Origin of the sequence: Pseudomonas sp. 2,4-D (assembly GCF_030418155.1) — a bacterium.
GTDB lineage: Bacteria > Pseudomonadota > Gammaproteobacteria > Pseudomonadales > Pseudomonadaceae > Aquipseudomonas > Aquipseudomonas alloputida.
Window position 1 is genome coordinate 88,389 of sequence record NZ_JAUHUI010000005.1, and the last position, 23,082, is coordinate 111,470.

A 23,082-nucleotide genomic window follows, 5' to 3' on the forward strand; every position below is an offset into this window, starting at 1 on the left:
TCTCAAACCGACGCCTCATTGGAGTGAATGGTTTGGTGCTTTTTGTTCATCTGCGAGTGGTTATTCGGTAGACTACCGCACGGGTGCCAGCTGCACGGTGCAGTGAGGCAGGTTAAAGAACAGCGCAGGTCGGGCCGCCATGCGGGAGCACCTGTGCCTATGCATAAAGTAGAATTACCTCGCGCCCAGAAACTGGCCGAGCGCGCCTTCGCCAACCTTGAACGCTTTTTGCACATTGAAGCGGTCAGCGGCATCGTTCTGTTGATTGCCGCAGTCGCTGCCCTGATCTGGGCGAATTCCCCGGCTGCCGACAGTTATGAAGCCCTTTGGCATACCCCGTTGACGTTCGGCGTGGGCTCGCATGTCTATTCGCAGTCCCTGCATTTCTGGATCAATGATGGCCTGATGACCATCTTTTTCCTGGTCGTGGGCATGGAGATCCGCCGCGAGATCCACGAAGGTGCACTGTCCAGCCTGCGTCAAGCCACGCTTCCCATGGCAGCCGCTGTCGGCGGCGTAGCGGTACCCGCACTCCTCTACCTGAGTTTTGGTCACGCGCCAGCAGACCAACAAGGTTGGGCCGTGCCAACGGCGACGGATATCGCCTTTGCGGTGGGCGTATTGGCCCTGCTCGGCAAGTCGATACCGTCCAACGTACGTGTATTCCTCCTCGCCCTGGCAATCATCGATGACATCATCGCAGTCCTGATCATCGCGTTCTTCTACTCAGGCGGCCTTGATTACACCGGCTTCGGCGTTGCAGTGATCGGCCTGCTAATGGTGATCGGGCTTCAGAAGATTGGAGTGGGTTCAGCCTACGCCTATGTCATTCCCGGTGCGATCGTCTGGCTGGGCATCTTGTTGACCGGAGCCCACCCGACCCTCGCAGGCGTCGTGCTGGGCCTGATGACACCTGTGACCGCGATGCCGATGCGTGAGCGCCCACTGGACGCCATTACCCGCTTCACCGGCGAATTGCTGGGGCGCGCCAAGGCGCCTGAGCAAGATGCCAGCGACCTCATGGACCCGTTGAAACGACTGCGCCTGGCCCAGCGCGAACTGCTGCCGCCGGTAGTGCGCATGCAAGGCACCCTGCACCCCTGGGTAGCCTTCGGCATCATGCCGGTGTTTGCCTTGGCCAACGCCGGGGTCAGCCTTTCGGGTGTCGACCTGTCCGCAGAAGGCCCCCAGTGGGTCATGATCGCCGTCGCTGTCGCCCTGGTTGCAGGAAAGCCCTTGGGCATCGTCAGCGTCAGTTGGCTGATGGTCCGCCTAGGCTGGTGCGTGCTTCCCGCCGAGGTCAACTGGCGTAGCATTATCCTGGTCGGGCTGCTGGCCGGCATCGGTTTCACCATGTCGATCTTCATCGCCAACCTCGCGTTCGTCGACCCTGGCTCACTTGGGGCAGCGAAACTCGGCGTGCTATCCGCATCGTTGATCGCGGCCGTGCTGGGTTTGACCTGGGGGGTATGGAGCATGCGTAGCGCAGCGTCTGCTACCAAAGCAGGTTCGCCCACCTAGCAACATTCTCGTACTGGCGATCCATTGCATTTGGGCAAGCGGATCGCCACTCCCGACACGACTTCAGTGTCGGGTAGGGCTGCCCGGGAAAACACGCCATACACACGGCTTTCCAAGTCAGCCGTGTGTGAACAATGTCCTAACCTACCCGTCTTGCACCTTCACTCCCCCGCCATTCACGCTGGCGAGACTGCCGTTCTGGATCGGGGCACTGCTGCTGGGGCTCGTTGCGCTGGCATTCGCCTGGCTAGCCGACGCGGCGTTCGCTTCGCTCAAGCGCTTGCCGGAATGGCGGAAATATCGCGCGCGGTCACGCCTGCGCAGAGTCTGTTGGCCGTTTTAGCACGCCGAGCAACAGCAGGTCGAACGCCTTGCCAGCCTGCGCCAGGCGTGCATTGCCGTCTTCGGCCTCCGCGATCCACACGGCCGCCTCAGCCAAGCTGCCGTAGATCAACGCAGCCAGCGCTTGAGCGTGCGCGTCGACGAAAACGCCCTCCAGCACCAGGTTGTCGATCAACTGGCGCATCGACTCTATGCAATACCGCTGGGCCTCAGGCGAGCCGCCACCCAACACCGCTCTGGCGTCGCGCAGCACGATGCGCTGGATCTCGGGCTCCAGCGCCATCTCCAGGTAGGCGTGGCAGCGTTGGCGAAAGCCGTCCAAGGCGTTCTCGGCGGTCTCGGTAATGGCACGCAGGCGCTCGTCCATTTCAGCGTCGAGCTGCTCGACGACGGCTATCAGCAACCCCTTCTTGTCGCCAAAGTGGTGGTACAGCGCCCCCCGCGTCAAGCCCGCCCGGGCAGTCAGATCATCCATCGAGGCGTGCGCATACCCCTGCTCGCTGAACATCTGGCGGGCGGTGCTCAGCAACAGGGCTCGGGTTTCTTGCATTGCGGCGCGGGTGCGGCGAACCATCCAGCTATTCCTTGTGTTCAGGCGGCATGGGGAGGGCGTATGCGAGTATTCATACCGCTTGCATGCATTGTCTTGGGCCCGAGGCCCACTGACAAGCCTGTCGTATCGCCGCGCGGTGACCGAGCCCCAAGCCGGGCGGCCTGCACCGAGCCTGAAGCCGATCAAACCGAATACGACGCCTGTCGGGCTCGGTCGCGCATGCGCTGGTAGCCCCAAAGCGCGACCAACAACACTGCGGCCCCGGCGGCCAAGGCCACGTTGAATCCGGCCTGGGCACCCCACACATCGACCACCTGCCCAGATGCTGCGGCACCGCCGGCAACTCCAACGTTGAGGCCGGCGAGCAACCAGGTCATCCCTTCGGTCAGCTTGCTTTCGGGCACGATGCGCTCTACCAGCGACATCGCCACGATCATGGTCGGGGCGAAGAACAGACCCGCAACCAGCACGGCGATGGCCAGCCCGATGATGTTTCCCACCACCAGCAGCGGCAAGGTTGTCGCCGCCGTCGCCAACCCATCCAGCAGTAGCAGCTTGTGTAGCGGGGTATCGAGTTTCAGGACACCGAACACCAGCCCCGCGACACAGGAGCCGATGGCATAACAGGACAGCACCACGCTGGCCGCAGCCGGCATGTCCATCTGCTCGGCGAATGCCACGCTGACGATGTCGACCGTACCGACGATCAAGCCCATAGCGACCATCAGCAAGGTCAGCAGGCGTATGTCGGCCAGCCTGAACACCGACGTGCTGTCTTGCCCGGTGGCGGCATCAGCCTCTACTGGCGGCTCGGTGCCGACCTGCACCGCCAAGGCGAACACGCCGATGGCCAGGAACACGGCAGCAGCCAATGTACCGGCCTGCGGAAGTACCGCCACGCTCAGCCCCACCGAAATCGGCGGGCCAGCAATGAAGGTGACTTCGTCAAGAACGGTTTCCAGCGAGTAGGCTGTCTTCAGTTGCGCCTTGCCGCGGTAAATCGCGGTCCAGCGCGCGCGCACCATCGCCGACATGCTGGGCATGAAGCCGGCGAGCGCGGCCCCGACGAACAGGGTCCAGTCCGCCAGCCGCCAATAGCTGCAAGCCAACAGCAGAAGGATGCCCAGCACGCTGAGCCCGGCGGCGGCCGGCAATAAGCGGCCCTGGCCATGGCGGTCGATCAGGCGCGAGATCTGCGGCGACATCAGTGCATAGGTCAGCACGAAGGTGGCCGCCACCGCACCGGCCAGGCCGTAACTGCCGGTGATCTGCGACAACATGGTGATGATCCCGATACCGGTCATCGGCAACGGCAGCCGGGCCAGCAGGCCGGCCAAGGCGAAGCCCTTGGCGCCTTTGGCCTGGAACAACTCGCGGTAGGTACTGAACACGCTCGACTCTCCTTATCGAAAGGCCCTTGGGCAGTCACGCTCAAGGTAAAATACATGCAGCTCGTATGATTAAAACCTTATTATCATACGAATTGAATGTAAATACTCGACGGGGAACGTCCTTATTCAGCCGCCCTGCCCCGTGACGCCTTGTGTGTCGCGAGCACTCGTTCGCCGTTGAGCGAGAGTTGAAGGTGTGAGCGATGAGGCCCGCAGGCCAGTCGCCACGAACGTCGCTGCAGTCGTAGAGCTTGCTTGAACCACCAAAGCCAACGGCCAAGAACCCTATGCATGGCATCGCCACGTACTGGAGGACTTGCCGCATGCCGCGAAGGTTGAGGATTACGAATCGCTATTGCCGTGGAAGTGAAAGTCGGGGAAGCCACGGTAAACCAAGCCCTGACCTTGCGGCAGGAGGGGAACGTGGATCGGTTAAGAAACGCAAAAAGCCCTGAATAATCAGGGCTTTCCTCACGCCTCTGTCCCATTGGGCCGGCGCGCTCCGCTTGCCATTTGACCACAAGATTCAATGACGTGAACCGTCGCATATGTCTGTCGCAGATCACGCGCATAGACTGGCCCTGCGTTGGAGAACCCTGCGATGACATTGTAGGGACTTTTCTTTCACCCCATTTTCACGACACCTAGGCAACACTCGTCCTATCCCCCCGTGTGATAGAAGCTCCCATTAGCCCGCCTAGCAGCGGGCTTTCTTTTGCCTAGAATTCGGCCGTTTGTCTTCTGAGTTGTCCGTTCAACAGGCCCAAGCTGTCCCTTGAGGACACTAGCTAGAGCCACTCTCATGCCACAACTCATCAGATTCATAACCCTTCCCCTGGCCTGTAGTCTTCTGTGGGCTTGCTCTGCTCCTGAGACGAAGTCGCCTGTGGAGACGCCTGGCAGGCCCGAATCCGCAAAGACCCAGTTGCTGGAAGCCGGCGCCGCGACCTTGCAGGCCAAGCCGCCCATTGAGGCCATCAACGCCTACCTGGATGGCTTCCACTTTTACAACGGACATCCTGATGTGCAGATGGAAGCGCATCACTACTGCTCCATCCTGAATGAGGATGTCATCCAGTGCGTCATCTTCGACGGTAATACCAAGGAAGCGAAGATCATGGGTGTCGAGTACATCATCGACGAAAAGCTGTTTGCTGATCTGCCGGCCAACGAGAAGGCGATGTGGCACAGCCACGGGTATGAAGTCTCGTCCGGTCAGTTGGTTGCACCAGGCATACCAGCGACTGCTGAACATGCGCTGATGGAGCGGCTTGCCCATACCTACGGGAAGACATGGCACACGTGGCACACCGACCAGGATAAAGCTCTTCCTGTGGGCGTTCCGCAGTTGATGATGGGGTTCACAATGGATGGCCAGGCTGACCCGGCGATGGTCGGGCAGCGCAATCGCCGTCTGAAGGTAGATGCGGCAAAAATCAAAGCTCAGCGGGCTGACATTCAAATCCCTGCGGCTGATCCCAAGGCGGATGGTTGGCAACACGGCAACGTTATTCAGATCACCGATCCAACGGGTGCTCATCTGCATCGGCCCGCCACGTCGACATCTGAGAAAGCGAACAGCCGTTCCAGCCAATAGCACTTGGGACAGTTGCATATAGTTATGCCCCTGGCGTGCCCCTCTTGGGACGGCTGTCGTAAACCGCACCCTGGCAAAGCCAGGCTACGGCCCTTTCGGGCTTACATCCTCACGCTCTGGCCCATCCTTGGGCCGGCGCGCTCCGCTTGCCTTATCCAAATTATCCCGGCGCATCCCGCAACTTGGATTCCCGGCCACCCTTGTCAGTAGTTGCCATCATCCAGCAGCGGGCTGGGCAAGCTAGCCTCATGTCAAAGTGAACGTTCAGCACACCGCGCCACTCCATCTACCGCAACGTGTTTCACGAACAGCACGGCAACGTAAGGATACTAATCAACATCCATGGAGAGGAAAGCTGTGAGCGTCACACTGAGATGTCTAAAATGCGGTGGGCAAGACCTTGTGACACCAATAAAGTTGAACAAAAAGGCCATTCTCACGTGCCGAAGGTGTGGCGCAATTGCAAATTATGGCGATCTGATGCAAGCAGAAGGCAGACGGCTCATCGCCGACATCCGGCAGCGTCTGCCCCTCTTGGAAGTAAGTTAGCCGCGCTCAGATCGCCACACCTACCTATACCATTGCAACGATCTTTATCACACGATACGTTGCGCTTTACGATCTTTCGCGCCCCCGGTCAGCTAGCACGAAAGTAAAGGGAGCATCCCGCACTCTCCCGGCATCCGAAGAAAACACAGGCTCTCTGTGTGAACACACGAGGTGCGAGATCATGGCTAACGATCAAGACAAGGCTGGTCAGCAAGGCGGCACCGCTCAAAACAACCCTGGCAATTTTGCCAATGATCCACAACGGGCGTCTGAAGCCGGCCAGAAAGGTAGTCAAATGTCCGGAGGGAGACCTGAGGGTCAGCAAACTGGGCATGGCCGCGGCAGTAACCTTCAGGAAGATGATCCTCAGCGTGCCGGTGGTGCAACCCAACGGGGTGGCCAAGGAGGCCATTCCACCGGCATTAAATCTGACCGGGAGGAAAGTATGGACGATGAGTCGCAAGCGATTCAGGACGAAGACAGCGGAATGACGGGAGACAACCGCTGAGCAAATAGCCAGGGAGAGGGATAACCCTGGCTTCCCCAATATCTTCGAAGCCACCATTCAAGGAATGACGGAATGACCGGCTAAGGAAACAGTACAGTTTTCCCAATTGATAGGCGAAAAAAAGCCCGCGCACAAAGCGCGGGCCGATCAGAGAGCAACAACCGCCCTGATTAGTTATCCAGCTCGTCCTTGATGATCTTGCCGTCGTGCGGATCGACCTGGAACTCATACTGCTTGCCGTCAGTTTTCATTCCTTCCCCCTCCCAATGACCATCATCGGCCTCGATCTTGGTGATCTGCGTGTAGCCGGCGCCTTTTAAGGTTGCTTCGGCCTGATCCTTGGTTACTTTCCAATCTGCTCCAGGCTGATCCGCCCATGCTGCAGTGCTTGCCATTGCGGCGACCATGGCGAAGCCAGTGAACAGTCGAGTCATCGCTTTCATCGTTAACATCCTTTTTCGTGACAGTTATCGTTCCGACCCTCACGCTGATCTCGCCGTTCAGTTTGAGTGCGGGTCGACACCGAAACTGAGGTCTTTTCATGGAGCTCCGGCAGACCTCGTAACAGCAAGGCAGCGACTGTGGTTTCAGCATGGTTGAAATTCCACCCAAGGTTCCGATGGATGGAAGCGGTTGGAATCATGCTGAGAGGATGGTGAAACGACCCGACAGGCCATTCACCGAGCGGAGTGAACTTCCAGATGTAGGTATGGCCTTCCGTTCATACCGGAGGAACCGTCATGAGCCAATCGAAAGAATTGCACTCCACTGTCATTTGCCTGCAAGCCGACAAAGTCTTGCTGGTGCGCAAAGAAGCTTCCGAGTGGTCACTGCCAGGCGGAAAAATCGATCCTGGAGAGACCCAGCTAGAAGCAGCCCGTCGAGAGCTCTGTGAAGAAACCGGCATGCAACTGACGGATGCTCAGTTCCTCGGACACAGCGTACTCCAATCGGAAGAGCACTGGCTCTATCGCATGAACGTGCCAACGTCAGTACAGCCGCCCCCCTCACACGAGATCGTGGAGTGTCGCTGGTTCTCAGCTCCCGAACTCGAGCAGGTTACGGTCAAACCTACAAACACCGAATTGCTGAGGCGAGAAGGCTTCCTAGCTGTCAACGGTAGGCGCTTCCAGTCGGACTGAAGGCATCAGAACAGAATGACCTGGAAGGTCGTCCCCCCTTCAACGCCAGACTCGACCTCTATCCTGCCACCATGGCTGGCGACTATTTCCGATGCGATGAATAGCCCCAAACCTAACCCAGCGGCTGAGCCCTTTTCTTCTGCCGCATAGCTTGAATATCTCCCCTCTGGCTTGAACAGATAAGGCATCACATCCCTGGGAATCGGCTCTCCGGAATTGTGCACGCTGAAGCACGGAACTCCGGCTTCGTTGAAGAAGGTGACCTGGATCGGTAGCGTCGAGTCACCATGGCGTAGGGCATTGCCAATCAAGTTAGAGAAGACCTGAGCCATGCGGTCAGGATCAAACTGACCGGTGATCTGTACGGATTCGTTCAAAATAATGTTCGCCCCAGGGGAACCCGCGCGCAGTTCCTCGATGACCGAGCGACAGATCGGGTTCAGCTCCACCTGCTGCAGGTGCACCGGGATACCTGTTCCCAAATTACAGCGCGCCAGATCCAGAAGGTCGTTCACCATATTGTTGGCCCGGCGAGCGCTGTTACAAACCTGAGTGGCGAGCAGTTTTACCTTCTCACCTGACTCATCCTGTCGCAGGATTAGATCACCAGCCATGAGTACCGCACCCAATGGCGAACGCAGATCATGGCCAAGCACAGCCAGTACCATTTTTCGAGTTGATTCCACTGCTGCGCCATAGGCTGCAATGGATTCAACCATGGCTTGGTCTACTGCCTCGTTGAAGCGGATCATGTCTTGAACATGCTCTGCGTCTCGAAGCGTCTCTTTTGCCAGCCAGAGCGATAGAACACTGGAGCGCAACGCTCGGTACTCAGAGACCAATTGATCCATCGAAAATCCCGCTATCAAACGAGTAATGGCATGGGTCTGAGCCGCCGTATCGCTGCTCATTAGAGGGCCTCTACCTTGCGCCTTTTCAGGCTGCTGATGCGCAGTCTGAGCAGTACGCATATCAGCGGCAACGGTGCGCAGAATCTTCTCAGAGTGATTCCTGAGGCCGGCTGAATCCTGAGTGGGTAAGTCCGTCTTGACCGAACGTGCGAAATCCTCCCAAGCCTGGAGAATGCTTCCCATATCACTCTCAATGAAGTCGTACAGGCGCATTACGGTTTCCCACCATCCACACGTACCAAGCGTTCAGCCTAGCCCATTGAGTCATCAGGGCAAAGAAACCACTTCGTCATCCTCTGTCAGCGCTTTGGAACGAGTTGTTATATGCCAGGTCTGTAGAGGTAGGGCGAGAGGCTAACCATGCGACACCAGGTGTTGGTAGTAGAGAACGATGAGGTTCTTCGGTGGCTGATGACCGAGGCCGTCACGCACCTCGGTCACGCCGTCACCGATTGCGCCAATGCGGACGATGCCTTGGCTATCTTGGACAAAATTCCAAACCTTTCCCTAGTCATTACCGATATACAGATGCCCGGGCACATCGATGGTCTCGAATTAGCCAAAGCCATCTGGTGGGGGCATCCTGAGTTGCCAGTGATCATCGTCTCAGGGCATGTCGTCTTCTCGCCCAGCTCCCTACCTGCCAATGCGCGCTTCATTAAAAAGCCCTGCACCTTGGACACGCTCAGCCGTGCCATGCTAGAGCTGCTTCCCACCCGGTAAGGATCAGTACATGTCGCCATCTGGCGCCAACTCGTGACCTAGCGTCAATCAAAACTGCTTACCCCCACCACTGAAGCGTTTGCTCTGAACTTTGCCAGCCCAAAAGACTTCCCCTGCATACCCCACGTTTTTTTTGCAGGAGCAAGACTATGAGAGCAGTCTCCTACCACGGTGCTAACGATGTGCGGGTCGATACTGTTCCAGACCCCATCCTCCAAGACGCAGACGACATCATCCTAAGAGTGACGGCCACCGCCATCTGCGGATCCGACCTCCACCTCTATCGAGGCAAGATCCCGGAAACAGAGCAAGGCGACATCTTCGGCCACGAATTCATGGGCATCGTGGAGGACGTTGGCAGGGACGTGACGACCCTGCAGGTTGGCGACCGAGTGGTGATTCCTTTTGTCATCGCTTGTGGAAGTTGCTTTTTCTGCCAGCATGATCTCTTCGCTGCCTGTGAAACCACCAATAGCGGGCGCGGATCGATCATCAACAAAAAGGGCATACCACCAGGCGCAGCGCTGTTCGGATACAGCCATCTGTATGGAGGGATCCCTGGAGGCCAAGCTGATTACGTTAGGGTGCCCAAAGGCAATGTCGGGCCATTCAAAGTCCCGACGACCCTCGCGGATGACAAAGTGCTGTTCCTATCCGACATCCTTCCCACCGCTTGGCAAGCGGTCATCAATGCCGAGATTGGCGAAGGCTCATCGGTAGCGATCTATGGCGCGGGGCCAGTGGGGCTGTTGAGTGCGGCCTGCGCACGGATGCTGGGCGCTCACATCGTCTTTATGGTGGATGACAACGACTACCGGCTAGCCTATGCCCAGCAAGCCTATGGCGTCATCCCGATCAACTTCGAAAAGGATGATGATCCTGCCGACAGCATCATTCGCCAGACACCGGGTACGCGTGGCGTGGACGCGGTCATCGATGCCGTCGGGTTTGAAGCCAAAGGCAGCACCACGGAAACCGTGATGACGGCCTTGAAACTGGAAGGTAGCAGCGGCAAGGCCCTGCGCCAGAGCATCGCGGCTGTGCGACGTGGCGGCATAGTCAGCGTGCCCGGCGTCTATGCGGGGTTCATTCACGGCTTCATGTTCGGTGATGCCTTCGACAAAGGCCTGACCTTCAAAATGGGTCAGACCCATGTTCAAAAATACCTTCCCGAACTGCTGGAGCACATTGAAGCAGGACGCCTGCAACCGGAACTGATCGTTACTCACCGCTTAGCCCTAGAAGAGGCGGCCATGGGCTACAAAATGTTCGATCAAAAGCAGGATAACTGTCGCAAGGTCATCCTCGTGCCAGGTGCTGCACCGGGCACCTTGGGCCCTGACCACCTCTAGAGGAGGAGTGATCATGAACGGTCTCGCCAGTTACTTCTGGATTGCCGTTGCGGCAATTCTTCTGCTCATCGACCTGTGGGCCATCGTCAGCGTGTTCCGGAGCGACAAGACAGATGCGGTGAAAGCGGCCTGGGCTCTCCTGATCGTGGCCCTACCGCTTGTTGGCCTGGGGATATGGGGCGTTGCTGGCCCGCGAGGCATCAAGCGAGGCACTGGGCCCACTTCAGACGAGCACAGCAAAGGCTGATATTCCAGGCCCAACCTATAGAGGTTTGCATAATGGTCGATCAAGCGACAGGTATGAAATCAGGTGAGCGCTACCGGGTTGAAAACGTGGAGCGAGCGCATCAGTTTCCAGGCTTCTTTCAAGACGGGAAATATTATCTAGGCCCCGAGCTTCTCACCGCCGTGGGATGGCTCGAAGGTACACGCTTCATATACGACAGCCTGGATGCTGAAGGTGAACCCGTGTTTCCAAACAAAGAGGCAGGTACGGTCGAAGGGCTGACCTTGACCCTGGTCGATGGCACCGCCCTTGAGCTCTCTCTGGTTGAAGCCGACGAAATCATCGCACCCTTCGAACACCGTAGCAGCGGCACAGAGCAAGAAGCTCCCCGTAGTGGATATCCCGTCAGGGGGCCGCTGCGTGGCAAAGTCGTGGTAATCACAGGGGCATCCAGCGGCATAGGCCGCGCCGCCGCACACGCCTTTGCCTGCAAAGGCGCACGCTTGGTGCTCGCAGCCCGCGATGAAGAAGCATTATTTGACGTCCTGGATGAATGCACCGATTGTGGTACGGATGCCATAGCGATCACCACCGACGTCACCCACAGCGACCAGGTTCAAGCGCTGGCCGCCCAGGCCTCAGCGTTTGGCCATGGACGGATCGATATCTGGGTCAACAACGCCGGGGTTGGGGCGGTCGGAAGCTTCGAGGCTACCCCGCTGGAAGCTCACGAACAGGTTATCCAGACCGATCTGATTGGCTACCTGCGAGGCGCCTACGTCGCCCTTCCCTTCTTCAAAGCGCAAGGTAGCGGCATTTTGATCAACACACTGTCGCTGGGCAGCTGGGTAGCCCAGCCCTATGCAGCGGCTTATTCGGCGAGCAAGTTCGGTTTGCGTGGACTGACCGAGGCGCTGCGAGGGGAGCTGACCAAGTTTCCAAACATCCATGTGTGCGACATTTATCCAGCAGTCATGGACACACCCGGCTTCCGAGACGGCGGCAACTACACCGGGCATGCGCTGACACCGCCAAGCCCCATCTACGATCCCGAACGGGTAGCCAAGGCAATGGTAGCCTGTGCAATTTCACCTCGAGCTCACACAACGGTCGGGACTGCTGCTCGCCTCGCACACTTGGCCAGCTACCTAGTACCAGGAATAGCTTTGTTGTCTGGATGGGTAACGCGGTGGGGGATAAATCGCAGTCCCATAGCCGAAACCTCATCAGGCAACCTGTTTGAGCCTCCAAGTGACAGAAGGAGTATCGACGGAGGGTGGAGGAAACCTAAAGCTAAAACGCCCCTGCTAATAGGCGCCGCGGCGCTTGGGATCATCGCAGGGTTAACAATCGCCTGTTCCCGACGCAGGAAAAACTAGAAAGGCAACATCTATCGGGGTATGGACGGAGCTTTTCGCAAGACTACGTCCATGCCTACATCGCTTGGCCCTTTTTCTTCGGCACCTTCAGTTGTCGGCTGCATGGCAACACCTCCAGGCAAGTTGATCGGATGTCGGTCTTCAGGCACCTTCGGGAGCCCCGCAGAATTTGTTGACATCGATAGGCTGCGGAACGAACTCGGGGCCCTCGCCAGCCAGCCGCCACCTCACCTTGGCGACGCCTTAACGCTCAGCCATCGGCCGACTGACCAGCTTGATCTTCTGCTGACTGAATCTTGGGATGATACCAATGCCGGCATCACAGCTGGCGCAGTGCCATGCGACGGCATTACTCATTTTCTCCAGACGAATGACAAATGTCCGAGGCTCACCGTGAAGCTCATACTCAGTGACATACAGGTGCTGTCCCACCACCAGAATTCCCTCCCTAGTTCATGCGCTATTGAGCAAAGGGGCCACAAAAAATTCCATCGGAACGGCAACTGGCAGGGTCTTTCCAGAATGCCGGTCGCCGTTCTTCTTGTGTGCCTATCACCAGCGACGGCTGCGAGGCGAGCGCGCTGCTTTTCATTGGCAGACTCGCGACACAGCTTATCTCCTTAAGGGGCGCAATGGTCGCTACACCGCTCGAAGGTGTCAGCCATCGAGAGAGTTGAACCCTGCCGCTTGGCTGCGACTCAACCACAAGCAAACTTCGTAAACCCAATCCGTGATGAGGTAACGCCATGAACGCTATCGACTTACTGATTCAAGACCACAAGCTGGTGAAGAAGCTGCTCGAGGAACTGTCGGCCACAACAGAACGAGCCGTGAAAAAACGGGCCGAGCTACTGCAAAAAATCGAGCAAGAATTACAGATCCACACAGCGCTTGAGGAGGAAATCCTGTATCCGGCTATTAAAAAAGCCGGCGGCAAGGAAGAGGCGAAAATGTACTACGAGGCCAAGGAAGAGCATCGCACTGTCGACGCCCTCGTCATCCCTGACCTCCTACACACAGAAACCGGCTCCGTTGAGTTTGCCGGTCGGGTCAAAGTCATGAAAGAGCTGCTGGAGCACCACATCGAGGAAGAAGAAGGCGAACTCTTCCCGACGGCCAAAAAGCTTCTTGGCAAGGACGTGCTGGAACAACTTGGGCAAACCATGGAAGCCCAGAAAAAGATGCTCAAGGGCGAGCAGCGGGCCGCCTGATAAGGCCATTCCCTGCCAGTGCCACGGCTGGCAGGGATCCGCCGCAGATGTCGAACAAGCAGTCGGGTAAAGCTTCATGAATCATTGGATCGAGTTACTCGAATGGCCTGCCATGGCCATGACCGTGCTGGCAGCATGGTGCATTGGTTCCCGCCGCCCCGGGAGAAGGAAGTTAGGCTTCTGCTGCTTCATTGCCAGCAATGTGTTGTGGGCTGTGTGGGGCTGGCAATCAGAAGCGTGGGCGTTGATCATCCTCCAAATCTGTCTCTTCGGCATGAATTTACGGGGTTGGCGGAAGAACACTCATCGGCAAACATGTGGGTCAAACAGCTAAGCACGCCGCCTTCGACCATCCCTCAACGCTGTGAGGACGTTTCTTTCGCTTAATTTTCGCGGGATATTAGAGACCGCTATCCCTGCGTGATAGTGCGTGCCCGCCTAGCAGCAGGCATTCTTCTACCCATAAACCGGGCAAGCCTTCTAACCCCACCTTGGTTGGCCAAGCTCCTTCTCGTATCATCAGCCCTCCCCACATGGAATGATTGTCGTGAAGCCGTCACCTGGAAGTGCCCAGTCCATCCCTGCGAATGCCAACGGCCCGAAGTGGGATGTCGGCGAAGCTGTCAGCCACTATCCTGGGACGACTTGCGGATCATCAAAACGCTAAGTGACTGTAGCAACCGCTCCGAGTGGATTGCGGATCAGATGGGGTACACGTTGACAGCGATGATCTTCAAGCACTACGCGAAGTGGATCAGCGAGGACGGCCCGGATGCAGTGGGGTTGTTGAATCAGGCGCTCAGGTTGACCTGAACGCGAAAAAAAGGGGCCGCAAGGGCCCCTTTCTTCTGCCTGTCATTCCCAAAGTGTTCCCAAAACGCTCCCATTTGAGGGTCAAGCGGCGGCGAACATCAATGAAATCAAGCACTTGTATGGCGGAAGCGTAGAGATTCGAACTCTAGGATAGTTGCCCATCGACGGTTTTCAAGACCGTTGCCTTAAACCACTCGGCCACGCTTCCAGCTCGTTTTGCGGCCGCCATAATACCTTAATGAAACACGCTGTCAAACTCTCTGTGTCGCGGGTTGCAGGAGCTCTGATAGACTCCTAGCATCTGAACGTCCGAAACCACAGGTTTACCAAGGAGTGTCGCCATGCGCGAACAGGATTACGCCGTCCACCACGGCCAGCAGGTCGAGCAGCAGGAGATCAGCAAGGTCCTGCGCAACACGTACAGCCTGCTGGCGCTTACTCTTGCCTTCAGCGGTGTCATGGCTTTCGTTGCCCAGCAGATGCGCGTCGGCTACCCGAACGTGTTCGTGGTGCTGATCGGCTTCTACGGGCTGTTCTTCCTTACCAACAAACTGCGTGATTCGGCCTGGGGCCTGGTGTCCACCTTCGCGCTCACCGGTTTCATGGGCTTCATCCTCGGCCCGATCCTCAACCGTTACCTGGGCATGGCCGGTGGCGCCGAGGTAGTGAGTTCCGCGTTTGCCATGACTGCGCTGGTGTTTGGTGGTCTGTCGGCCTACGTGCTGATCACCCGCAAGGACATGAGCTTCCTGAGCGGCTTCATCACTGCTGGCTTCTTCGTTTTGCTGGGTGCTGTCGTTGCCAGCTTCTTCTTCCAGATCAGCGGCCTGCAACTGGCAATCAGCGCTGGCTTCGTGCTGTTCTCGTCGGTCTGCATCCTGTTCCAGACCAGCGCGATCATTCACGGTGGTGAGCGTAACTACATCATGGCGACCATCAGCCTGTATGTGTCGATCTACAACCTGTTTGTCAGCCTGCTGCAGTTGTTTGGCATCATGAGTCGTGATGACTGATTGATTGCTGTACCGCAAGAAGCCCGCTTCGGCGGGCTTTTTTGTGGGCGTTGGAAATGGGTTGAGCTGCAAGATGCTCGTGCCGTCATCCCGTTTTCTCTACCGCTATCCGCCATCACCCCGTAGAATGCGCTCCTTTTTTCTTCCGGGGCGGCTTTCAGCAATGAGCTCACACGAACACAGCCCAGGCGCAGCGGCGCCTGCCAATGAACTGGTGCTTGGTCTGGAGGACAAGCCACGGCTGTTGATCGGCCTGCTGGCAGCCCTGCAGCACCTGCTGGCGATCATCGTACCGATCGTCACTCCTGGCCTGCTGATCTGCCAGGCGTTGGGTGTATCTGCACGTGATACCAATTTGATCGTTTCGATGTCGCTGGTGATCTCGGGTATCGCCACCTTCGTCCAGTGCAAACGCTTCGGCCCATTTGGCGCGGGGCTGCTGATCGTTCAGGGCACCAGCTTCAACTTCGTCGGCCCGCTGATTGCCGGCGGTGCGCTGATGGTCAAGCAAGGCACGCCGGTTGAGGGCGTAATGGCAGCCATTTTTGGCGTAGTAATCGCGGGCTCGTTTGTCGAGATGGGCGTGTCGCGCATCCTGCCCTTCGTCAAACGCCTGATCACCCCGCTGGTGACTGGCATCGTCGTGTTGATGATCGGCCTGACACTGATCAAGGTCGGCCTGATCAGCATGGGCGGTGGTTTTGGGGCCATGGCCAATGGCACCTTTGCCAATGGCGAAAACCTGCTGATGTCGGGCGTGGTACTGGCGATCATCGTCGTTCTCAACCGTATCCCGGTGGTGTGGATGCGCAGCTGCGCCATCGTCATCGCCCTGGTGGTCGGCTACGCGCTGGCCGGATACCTGGGCCGCCTGGACTTTACCGGCATGCACGAGGCCGCGCTGTTCCAGGTGCCGACACCGCTGCACTTTGGCCTGGGCTTCTCGTGGGCACTGTTCATTCCGATGCTGGTGATCTACCTTGTCACTTCGCTGGAAGCCATCGGTGACGTTACCGCCACCAGCAAGGTGTCGCGCCAGCCGGTCGAAGGGCCGGTGTGGATGCAGCGGATCAAGGGGGGCGTGCTGGTCAACGGCGCCAACTCGCTGCTGGCCGGTCTGTTCAACACCTTCCCTAGCTCGATTTTTGCCCAGAACAACGGGGTGATTCAGCTGACCGGTATCGCTAGCCGTCATATCGGTATGTGGATTGCCGTGATGCTGGTGTTGCTGGGGCTGTTCCCGAGTGTTGCCGGGGTGATTCAGGCCGTGCCGGAGCCGGTGCTGGGCGGCGCGGCGATGGTCATGTTTGGCGCGGTTGCGGCTTCAGGGATCAATATTCTGGCCAGTACCCGGCTGGACCGTCGGGCGCTGCTGATTATTGCCGTGTCGTTGGCACTGGGACTGGGTGTGGCGCAGGTGCCGGAGTTCCTGGCGCACATGCCGGCGGCGATTCGCAATGTGCTGGAGTCGGGTGTGGCTACCGGGGGGATTTGTGCGCTGGTGCTGAACTGGTTCTTGCCAGAGGGCAAGGAGCAGGCTTGAACCTGAAGCTTGAATGAAAAGCAAGCGCCCGCTTGCACAAGCGGGCGCGGGCTTTTTTGCTTTATCATGGCACCATTCCTTTGCATGAGTTAGCCATGAAATTCGCTATCGCGGTGTTCTCCCCGGCCCATGCGCCCTCTTCGCGACGCGCCCTGCGCTTCGCCGAAGCGGTGCTGGCCGGCGGGCATGAGATTGCCCGACTGTTCTTCTATCAGGACGGGGTGCACAGTGCCTCGGCCAACGTCGTCGCACCCCAGGACGAACTGGACGTGGCTGACCAGTGGCACACGTTCATACAGACCCACCACCTGGACGCCGTGGTGTGTATCGCCGCCGCCCTGCGCCGTGGCGTGCTCGACGAAGCAGAGGCCAACCGCTACCAGCGCCCGGCCGTGAACCTGCCCAAGCCCTGGGAACTGTCGGGGCTGGGCCAACTGCACGAGGCCGCGCAAGTGGCCGACCGCCTTGTCTGCTTCGGAGGCGACTGATATGGCCAAGTCTTTGTTGATCATCAGCCGTCAGGCACCGTGGAATGGCCCCTCTGCCCGCGAGGCGCTGGACATCGCCCTGGCCGGCGGCGCGTTCGACCTGCCGTTGGGCATGCTGTTCCTCGACGATGGTGTGTTCCAGCTCGCGCCGGACCAGCAACCCGCCGCCGTGCAACAGAAGAACCTGGCCGCCAACCTGCAGGCGTTGCCGATGTTCGGTGTCGAAGAACTGTTCGCCTGCAACCACAGCCTGGCCCGTCGTGGCCTGGCAGCCCATACCCTGGCGCTGCCGGTGCAAGTGCTTGATGACGCATCGCTGGCCGCGCTGATAGCCCGTTTCGACCAGGTGATAACGCTCTGATGAAGACCCTGCATGTAATTGCCCATTCCCCGTTTGGCGACGAGCGCCTGGCCAGTTGCCTGCGCCTGCTCGGTGCCGAAGATGCCCTGCTGCTGTGCGGCGATGCCGTGTATGCCCTGCGCAGCGGCAGCGAGCCGCATGGCCATCTGCAAGCCGCCGGCCTGGCCCAGCGCCTGTTCGCCCTGGACGAGGATGTACACGCCCGCGCGGTCGGCAACGACCTGGCAAAGGCAGTGGACTACGCCGAGTTCGTCGAACTGTCGCTGCAATACGACAAGGTCAACAGCTGGCTATGAATACGCTCACCGTTGGCGATCAGGTGATCGCCCTGGACAAGGATGGCTTCCTGATCGACCTGCAAGACTGGTCCCACGACGCCGCCGAGGCTTTGGCCAAGCGCGAGGGTATCCCGTTGACGGCGGACCACTGGGAAATCCTCGAACTGCTCCGTCAGTTCTATCAGGAATACCAGCTGTCTCCGGCCACCCGCCCGCTGATCAAGTACACGGCCCTCAAGCTGGGCCCTGAAAAGGGCAACAGCCCGCACCTTAACCGCCTGTTCAACGGCACCCCCGCCAAACTCGCCGCCAAGCTGGCGGGCCTGCCCAAGCCGACCAACTGTATATGACCGAACCTCGTCCGCTCACTCTGGAAACCCCCGCCGAACACCCGTTCGCCGAATTCGTGCGCATTCTCGGCAAAGGCAAGCGCGGCGCGCGTGGCCTGACCCGCGAGGAGGCCCGTGCAGCCATGACCCTGCTGCTGGAAGGCAAGGTTGAAGACACCCAGCTCGGTGCCTTCCTCATGCTGCTGCGGCACAAGGAAGAAAGCGCCGAAGAGCTGGCTGGCTTCACCGAGGCCTTGCGCGCCTACCTGCAGGCGCCGCGCATCGCCGTTGACCTGGACTGGCCCACGTACGCCGGCAAGAAGCGTCACCTGCCCTGGTACCTGCTGGCCGCCAAGTGCCTGGCCAGCAATGGCGTTCGCATCCTGATGCACGGCGGTGGCGCACACACTGCCGGGCGTATGTACACAGAGCAACTGCTCGACCTGCTGCAGATTCCGCTGTGCCGCGACTGGACCGCCGTCGGCAACGCACTGGACCAACACCAGCTGGCATTCTTCCCGCTGCACGACTGGGCGCCGCAGCTGCAACGCATGATCGACCTGCGCAATACACTGGGCCTGCGCTCGCCCATCCACTCGCTGGCTCGGGTGCTCAATCCGCTGGGCGCTCGCTGTGGATTGCAGAGCATCTTTCACCCCGGTTACCAGGCAGTGCACCGCGAAGCCAGCCGCTTGCTGGGCGACCATGCCGTGGTGATCAAGGGTGATGGCGGCGAAATCGAGGTCAATCCCGATGTCATCAGCCATCTCTACGGCACCACGGCGGGTGAGGCGTGGGATGAAGAGTGGCCAGCGCTGAGCGAACGCCGCCATGTCAAGCCACCCAGCCTGCAGGCAGAGCACTTGCTGGCGTTCTGGCGTGGCGAAGTGGAAGACAGTTATGGCGAAAAGGCCCTGATTGCGACCATGGCGCTGGCCCTGCGTGGCTTGGGACAGCACCGGGAGCAGGCCTTCGTAACAGCGCAAGGCTATTGGGACACTCGAAATAGATCGATTTAGCCGATAATAGAACCCCGATCTTTGCGCTATTTCTTCGAACGATTTGCCCTAGACTGGGCTCCAACGACAAACAACTTTGTTTCAGGAGCTCACCATGGGCCTATTGATCGACGGTCGCTGGCACGACCAGTGGTATGAAAACGGCAAGGACGGCACGTTCAAGCGTGAGAATGCCCAGCGCCGCAATCAGCTGCCCGCCCCCGAGGGCGGCCGCTACCATCTGTATGTGTCGCTGGCCTGCCCATGGGCCCACCGCACCCTGATCGTTCGCGCGCTGAAAGGCCTGGAGCCGTTGATCGACGTGTCAGTGGTCAGCTGGCTGATGCAGGACCATGGCTGGACCTTCGATCAGCAGCAAGGCTCCAGCGGGGACCACCTCGACGCCCTGCAATACCTGCACCAGCGCTACACCCAGGATGACCCGCACTACACAGGGCGCGTGACGGTGCCTGTACTGTGGGACAAGAAAGAGAAGCGAATCATCAACAATGAGTCGGCAGAAATCATCCGCATATTCAACAGCGCATTCAACGAGCTGACCGGCAATACACTGAACCTTTACCCCGAATCGCTGCGCCCGACCATCGAAGCACTGAACGAGCGCATCTACCCGGCGGTGAACAACGGTGTGTACCGCGCAGGCTTTGCCACCACGCAAGACGCTTACGAGGCTGCCTTTGACGATGTGTTCAACGAACTGAATTACCTGGAAGCCTTGCTAGGCCGCAATCGCTACCTGGCGGGTGAGTACCTGACCGAGGCTGATGTACGCCTGTTCACTACATTGGTGCGCTTCGATGCGGTGTACCACGGGCACTTCAAGTGCAACCTGCGCCGCCTGAGCGACTACCACAACCTGTCCAACTGGCTGCGTGAGCTGTACCAGTGGCCTGGGGTGGCGGGTACGGTGAACATGGAGCATATCCAGAAGCACTATTACATGAGCCACAAGACCATCAACCCGAACGGGATTGTGCCTAAAGGGCCTTTGCAGGACTTTGGTTTGCCGCATGATAGAGAGCGGTTGGTGGGCAAAGGGATTTGGCAGGCTTGAGAAAGCCGGGGCTGCTTTGCAGCCCATCGCGACACAAGGCCGCTCTCACAAGGACCTTGCAATGCCTGGGGCCTGTGCGATGGACCGCAAAGCGGCCCCAACGATTTCAGCTGTTCTGTGAACCTTCGAACCAGGCCAGCTTGTCACGCAACTGCACCACCTCCCCCACAATCACCAGGGTCGGCGCGTGCACCTCATGCTGGGCCACCAGGTCTGGCAAGTCCGCCAAGGTGCCGGTGAACACTCGCTGATTACGCGTGGTCCCCTGCTGCACCAACGCCGCCGGGGTACTCGCGGCACGCCCGTGGCGAATCAGCTCGGCACAGATGGTCGGCAAGCCCACCAACCCCATGTAGAACACCAAGGTCTGCGCCGGCGCCACCAGGTCATTCCACGGCAGATTGCTGGTGCCGTCCTTGAGGTGCCCGGTGACGAAGCGCACCGACTGGGCATAGTCGCGGTGAGTCAGCGGAATGCCGCCATACGCCGAGCAGCCGCTGGCCGCGGTAATGCCCGGCACCACCTGGAACGGAATGCCATGCTCGGCCAGCTCTTCGATCTCTTCGCCGCCCCGGCCGAAGATGAACGGATCGCCACCCTTCAGGCGCAGCACCCGCTTGCCCTGCCGAGCCAGATCGACCAACAGGCGGTTGATCTGGTCCTGCGGCACTGAATGATCAGCGCGGCGCTTGCCTACGTAGATACGCTCGGCATCACGACGACACATATCGATGATGGCAGGTGCGACCAGGCGGTCGTACAGCACCACGTCGGCCTGCTGCATCAGGCGCAAGGCACGGAAGGTCAGCAAGTCCGGATCACCCGGGCCTGCACCAACCAAGTACACCTCACCACCCTGCTGCACCGGTACGCCGTCCACCATCGCCTGCAACAGACGTTCGGCTTCAGCACCCTGCCCGGCCAGCTGACGCTCGGCAATCGGCCCCTGGAACACGGTTTCCCAGAAGCCGCGACGCTGGTTGACGTCCGGGTACAGGGATTTGACCTTGTGCCGGAAGCGTGCAGCCAGCCCGGCCAGCTCACCATAGGCCGAAGGGATCCACGCCTCGAGCTTGGCTCGAATCAGGCGGGCCAATACCGGGGCGTCACCGCCGCTGGAAACCGCAATTACCAGCGGCGAACGGTCCACGATCGCCGGGAAGATCACCGTACACAGGGCCGGCGCATCCACCACATTGACCGGCAGGCTAAGGGCCTGCGCATCGGCCGACACCTGGGCATTCAGCCCAGGGTCGTCAGTCGCCGCGATCACCAGCCGGCAACCGACCAGATCGGCTGCCTGATAGCCACGCACCAGCACCTCCCCGCCACCTTCCCGGGCCAACGCGGCCAACTGGCCGTCGACGTCCGGCGCCACCACGCGCAGCAAGCCGCCGGCATCGGCCAGCAGGCGCGCCTTGCGCAAGGCGATCTCACCGCCACCGACGACCAGCACGCGGCCACCCTGCAGCTTGTGGAACAGCGGCAGGTAATCCATTTAGCGGATGACCTCGACGCCGCCCATGTAAGGCTTCAGCACTTCCGGCACCAGGATCGAACCGTCGGCCTGCTGGTAGTTTTCCAGCACAGCAACCAGGGTACGGCCTACGGCCAGACCGGAGCCGTTGAGCGTGTGTACCAGCTCTGGCTTGCCGGTTTCCGGGTTGCGCCAGCGAGCCTGCATGCGGCGCGCCTGGAAGTCACCACAGTTGGAGCACGAGCTGATTTCGCGGTACTTGTCCTGGCTCGGCACCCACACTTCCAGGTCGTAGGTTTTCACCGCACCAAAGCCCATGTCGCCAGTGCACAGGGCCAGCACGCGGTATGGCAGCTCAAGCAACTGCAGCACGCGTTCGGCGTTGGCGGTCAGGCCTTCCAGGGCTTCCATCGACTTGGCCGGCTCTACCACCTGCACCATCTCGACTTTGTCGAACTGGTGCTGGCGAATCATGCCGCGGGTGTCACGGCCAGAAGCGCCGGCTTCGCTGCGGAAGCAAGGGGTATGGGCAACCAGTTTCAGCGGCAGCTGCTTGGCGTCGAGGATTTCACCCGCCACCAGGTTGGTCAGCGACACTTCGGCGGTCGGGATCAGGTAGAAGTCAGCCTCGCCTTCGCGGGTGATCTTGAACAGGTCTTCCTCGAACTTCGGCAACTGGCCAGTGCCCTGCAGCGCCGGCGCCTGCACCATGTACGGGGTGTAGTGTTCCTCGTAGCCATGCTCGCCGGTGTGCAGGTTGATCATGAACTGCGCCAGGGCGCGGTGCAGGCGGGCAACCGGACCACGCAGCACAGCAAAACGGGCGCCGGACAGCTTGGCAGCCGCTTCGAAGTCCAGGCCACCGCTGATTTCACCGAGGGCCACATGGTCCTTGATTTCGAAGTCGAACGCCTTCGGCGTGCCCCAACGGCGCACTTCGACGTTATCGTCTTCGCTGGCGCCAACCGGCACGCTGGCGTCCGGCAAGTTGGGAATGGTCAGCAAGATGCCATCCAGCTCGGCCTGAATGGCGTCCAGCTCAGCCTTGCCGGCAGCCAGTTCGTTGGCCATGCGCTCGACGTCCGCCATCAGCGGGGCGATGTCTTCGCCCTTGGCCTTGGCCTGGCCGATGGACTTGGAACGGGCGTTACGCTCAGCCTGCAGTTGTTCGGTGCGGGTCTGCACCGCCTTGCGGCGCTCTTCCAGTGATTCGATGCGCGCGACATCCAGGCTGAAGCCACGGGAGGCCAGGCGGTCCGCCACTTCCTGAAGTTGGCCGCGTAACAGTTTGGAATCGAGCAT

The 23,082-nt window shown here is 59.4% G+C and carries 24 protein-coding genes, 1 tRNA gene and 2 pseudogenes; 19 read left to right on the plus strand and 8 right to left on the minus strand.

What is annotated here, in order from left to right; genetic code table 11:
- Positions 1–159: 159 nt before the first annotated feature.
- On the plus strand, positions 160–1,521 hold the full coding sequence (nhaA, locus tag QYE47_RS06390; protein WP_014590396.1) for a Na+/H+ antiporter NhaA: 1,362 nt from the start codon (positions 160–162) through the stop codon (positions 1,519–1,521).
- A 310-nt stretch (positions 1,522–1,831) separates the two neighbouring features.
- Here the strand turns inward: nhaA and QYE47_RS06395 are convergent, their stop codons facing one another.
- Both QYE47_RS06395 and QYE47_RS06400 read right to left on the minus strand, forming a co-directional pair.
- Positions 1,832–2,437, minus strand: coding sequence for a TetR/AcrR family transcriptional regulator (locus QYE47_RS06395; RefSeq protein WP_019438237.1), 606 nt, complete (start codon positions 2,435–2,437; stop codon positions 1,832–1,834).
- A gap of 161 nt (positions 2,438–2,598) precedes the next feature.
- Complete coding sequence (locus QYE47_RS06400) at positions 2,599–3,807, minus strand: MFS transporter (protein ID WP_070383633.1); 1,209 nt, start codon at positions 3,805–3,807, stop codon at positions 2,599–2,601.
- A gap of 259 nt (positions 3,808–4,066) precedes the next feature.
- Here QYE47_RS06400 and QYE47_RS06405 point away from each other — a divergent pair.
- The 3 genes and pseudogenes from QYE47_RS06405 to QYE47_RS06415 form a co-directional block, all read left to right on the plus strand.
- Positions 4,067–4,177, plus strand: a pseudogene (locus tag QYE47_RS06405) (transposase domain-containing protein); the annotation flags it as partial.
- A 432-nt stretch (positions 4,178–4,609) separates the two neighbouring features.
- On the plus strand, positions 4,610–5,404 hold the full coding sequence (locus QYE47_RS06410; protein WP_019438235.1) for an OBAP family protein: 795 nt from the start codon (positions 4,610–4,612) through the stop codon (positions 5,402–5,404).
- A 730-nt stretch (positions 5,405–6,134) separates the two neighbouring features.
- Entirely contained in the window at positions 6,135–6,461 is a 327-nt protein-coding gene (locus tag QYE47_RS06415; protein ID WP_081343580.1) for a KGG domain-containing protein, read from the plus strand.
- Between the two features lie 170 nt (positions 6,462–6,631).
- Here QYE47_RS06415 and QYE47_RS06420 read toward each other — a convergent pair whose 3' ends face one another.
- A complete protein-coding gene (locus QYE47_RS06420; protein ID WP_014590392.1) occupies positions 6,632–6,904 on the minus strand; it encodes a PepSY domain-containing protein in 273 nt (90 codons plus the stop codon).
- A 297-nt stretch (positions 6,905–7,201) separates the two neighbouring features.
- Here QYE47_RS06420 and QYE47_RS06425 point away from each other — a divergent pair, with 297 nt between their 5' ends.
- Positions 7,202–7,603: an NUDIX domain-containing protein gene (locus QYE47_RS06425; protein WP_070383632.1), complete on the plus strand. Its 402-nt coding sequence runs from the start codon at positions 7,202–7,204 to the stop codon at positions 7,601–7,603.
- Positions 7,604–7,608: 5 nt separating this feature from the next.
- Here QYE47_RS06425 and QYE47_RS06430 read toward each other — a convergent pair whose 3' ends face one another.
- Complete coding sequence (locus tag QYE47_RS06430; RefSeq protein WP_070383631.1) at positions 7,609–8,727, minus strand: sensor histidine kinase; 1,119 nt, start codon at positions 8,725–8,727, stop codon at positions 7,609–7,611.
- A 147-nt stretch (positions 8,728–8,874) separates the two neighbouring features.
- Between QYE47_RS06430 and QYE47_RS06435 the strand changes: the two genes are divergently transcribed.
- The 4 genes from QYE47_RS06435 to QYE47_RS06450 all read left to right on the plus strand — a co-directional run bounded on the left by QYE47_RS06435 (position 8,875) and on the right by QYE47_RS06450 (position 12,194).
- Positions 8,875–9,237 (plus strand): response regulator, encoded by a 363-nt coding sequence (locus tag QYE47_RS06435; RefSeq protein WP_019438231.1) that lies wholly within the window; start codon positions 8,875–8,877, stop codon positions 9,235–9,237.
- A gap of 149 nt (positions 9,238–9,386) precedes the next feature.
- A complete protein-coding gene (locus QYE47_RS06440) occupies positions 9,387–10,589 on the plus strand; it encodes a zinc-dependent alcohol dehydrogenase (RefSeq protein ID WP_041166878.1) in 1,203 nt (400 codons plus the stop codon).
- Between the two features lie 13 nt (positions 10,590–10,602).
- Positions 10,603–10,836 (plus strand): PLD nuclease N-terminal domain-containing protein, encoded by a 234-nt coding sequence (locus QYE47_RS06445; protein WP_010954786.1) that lies wholly within the window; start codon positions 10,603–10,605, stop codon positions 10,834–10,836.
- Between the two features lie 32 nt (positions 10,837–10,868).
- Complete coding sequence (locus QYE47_RS06450) at positions 10,869–12,194, plus strand: SDR family oxidoreductase (RefSeq protein WP_014590389.1); 1,326 nt, start codon at positions 10,869–10,871, stop codon at positions 12,192–12,194.
- Positions 12,195–12,440: 246 nt separating this feature from the next.
- Here the strand turns inward: QYE47_RS06450 and QYE47_RS27275 are convergent.
- A pseudogene (locus QYE47_RS27275) lies at positions 12,441–12,629 on the minus strand (DUF6555 family protein); the annotation flags it as partial.
- A 311-nt stretch (positions 12,630–12,940) separates the two neighbouring features.
- Here QYE47_RS27275 and QYE47_RS06460 point away from each other — a divergent pair.
- The gene (locus tag QYE47_RS06460) at positions 12,941–13,405 is read left to right on the plus strand and encodes a hemerythrin domain-containing protein (RefSeq protein ID WP_014590387.1); all 465 of its coding nucleotides are present in this window, start codon (positions 12,941–12,943) and stop codon (positions 13,403–13,405) included.
- 76 nt (positions 13,406–13,481) lie between these two features.
- The gene (locus QYE47_RS06465; RefSeq protein ID WP_076402832.1) at positions 13,482–13,739 is read left to right on the plus strand and encodes a hypothetical protein; all 258 of its coding nucleotides are present in this window, start codon (positions 13,482–13,484) and stop codon (positions 13,737–13,739) included.
- Positions 13,740–14,338: 599 nt separating this feature from the next.
- Here QYE47_RS06465 and QYE47_RS06470 read toward each other — a convergent pair.
- Positions 14,339–14,426 (minus strand) — tRNA-Ser (locus tag QYE47_RS06470).
- A gap of 133 nt (positions 14,427–14,559) precedes the next feature.
- Here QYE47_RS06470 and QYE47_RS06475 point away from each other — a divergent pair.
- The 8 genes from QYE47_RS06475 (at position 14,560) to QYE47_RS06510 (ending at position 20,303) form a co-directional block, all read left to right on the plus strand.
- A complete protein-coding gene (locus QYE47_RS06475; protein WP_014590385.1) occupies positions 14,560–15,231 on the plus strand; it encodes a Bax inhibitor-1/YccA family protein in 672 nt (223 codons plus the stop codon).
- A 163-nt stretch (positions 15,232–15,394) separates the two neighbouring features.
- The gene (locus QYE47_RS06480) at positions 15,395–16,774 is read left to right on the plus strand and encodes a nucleobase:cation symporter-2 family protein (protein ID WP_014590384.1); all 1,380 of its coding nucleotides are present in this window, start codon (positions 15,395–15,397) and stop codon (positions 16,772–16,774) included.
- Between the two features lie 95 nt (positions 16,775–16,869).
- Positions 16,870–17,262: a sulfurtransferase complex subunit TusD gene (gene tusD / locus QYE47_RS06485; protein ID WP_014590383.1), complete on the plus strand. Its 393-nt coding sequence runs from the start codon at positions 16,870–16,872 to the stop codon at positions 17,260–17,262.
- A 1-nt stretch (position 17,263) separates the two neighbouring features.
- Entirely contained in the window at positions 17,264–17,623 is a 360-nt protein-coding gene (tusC, locus tag QYE47_RS06490) for a sulfurtransferase complex subunit TusC (RefSeq protein ID WP_014590382.1), read from the plus strand.
- Positions 17,623–17,919, plus strand: a complete 297-nt coding sequence (gene tusB / locus QYE47_RS06495) for a sulfurtransferase complex subunit TusB (protein WP_014590381.1) — start codon at positions 17,623–17,625, stop codon at positions 17,917–17,919. Before tusC ends, tusB begins: the two co-directional genes overlap by 1 nt.
- Positions 17,916–18,251, plus strand: a complete 336-nt coding sequence (locus tag QYE47_RS06500) for a TusE/DsrC/DsvC family sulfur relay protein (RefSeq protein WP_014590380.1) — start codon at positions 17,916–17,918, stop codon at positions 18,249–18,251. The genes tusB and QYE47_RS06500 overlap by 4 nt, the downstream gene beginning before the upstream one ends.
- Positions 18,248–19,249, plus strand: a complete 1,002-nt coding sequence (locus tag QYE47_RS06505; protein WP_070383629.1) for a glycosyl transferase family protein — start codon at positions 18,248–18,250, stop codon at positions 19,247–19,249. The genes QYE47_RS06500 and QYE47_RS06505 overlap by 4 nt, the downstream gene beginning before the upstream one ends.
- A 94-nt stretch (positions 19,250–19,343) precedes the next feature.
- Positions 19,344–20,303: a glutathione S-transferase family protein gene (locus QYE47_RS06510; RefSeq protein ID WP_070383628.1), complete on the plus strand. Its 960-nt coding sequence runs from the start codon at positions 19,344–19,346 to the stop codon at positions 20,301–20,303.
- Positions 20,304–20,409: 106 nt separating this feature from the next.
- Here the strand turns inward: QYE47_RS06510 and cysG are convergent, their stop codons facing one another.
- Both cysG and serS read right to left on the minus strand, forming a co-directional pair.
- Positions 20,410–21,801, minus strand: a complete 1,392-nt coding sequence (gene cysG / locus QYE47_RS06515) for a siroheme synthase CysG (RefSeq protein WP_014590377.1) — start codon at positions 21,799–21,801, stop codon at positions 20,410–20,412.
- Positions 21,802–23,082 carry a serine--tRNA ligase gene (serS, locus tag QYE47_RS06520; protein ID WP_014590376.1) on the minus strand — a complete coding sequence of 427 codons (1,281 nt, stop codon included), beginning with the start codon at positions 23,080–23,082 and terminating at the stop codon, positions 21,802–21,804.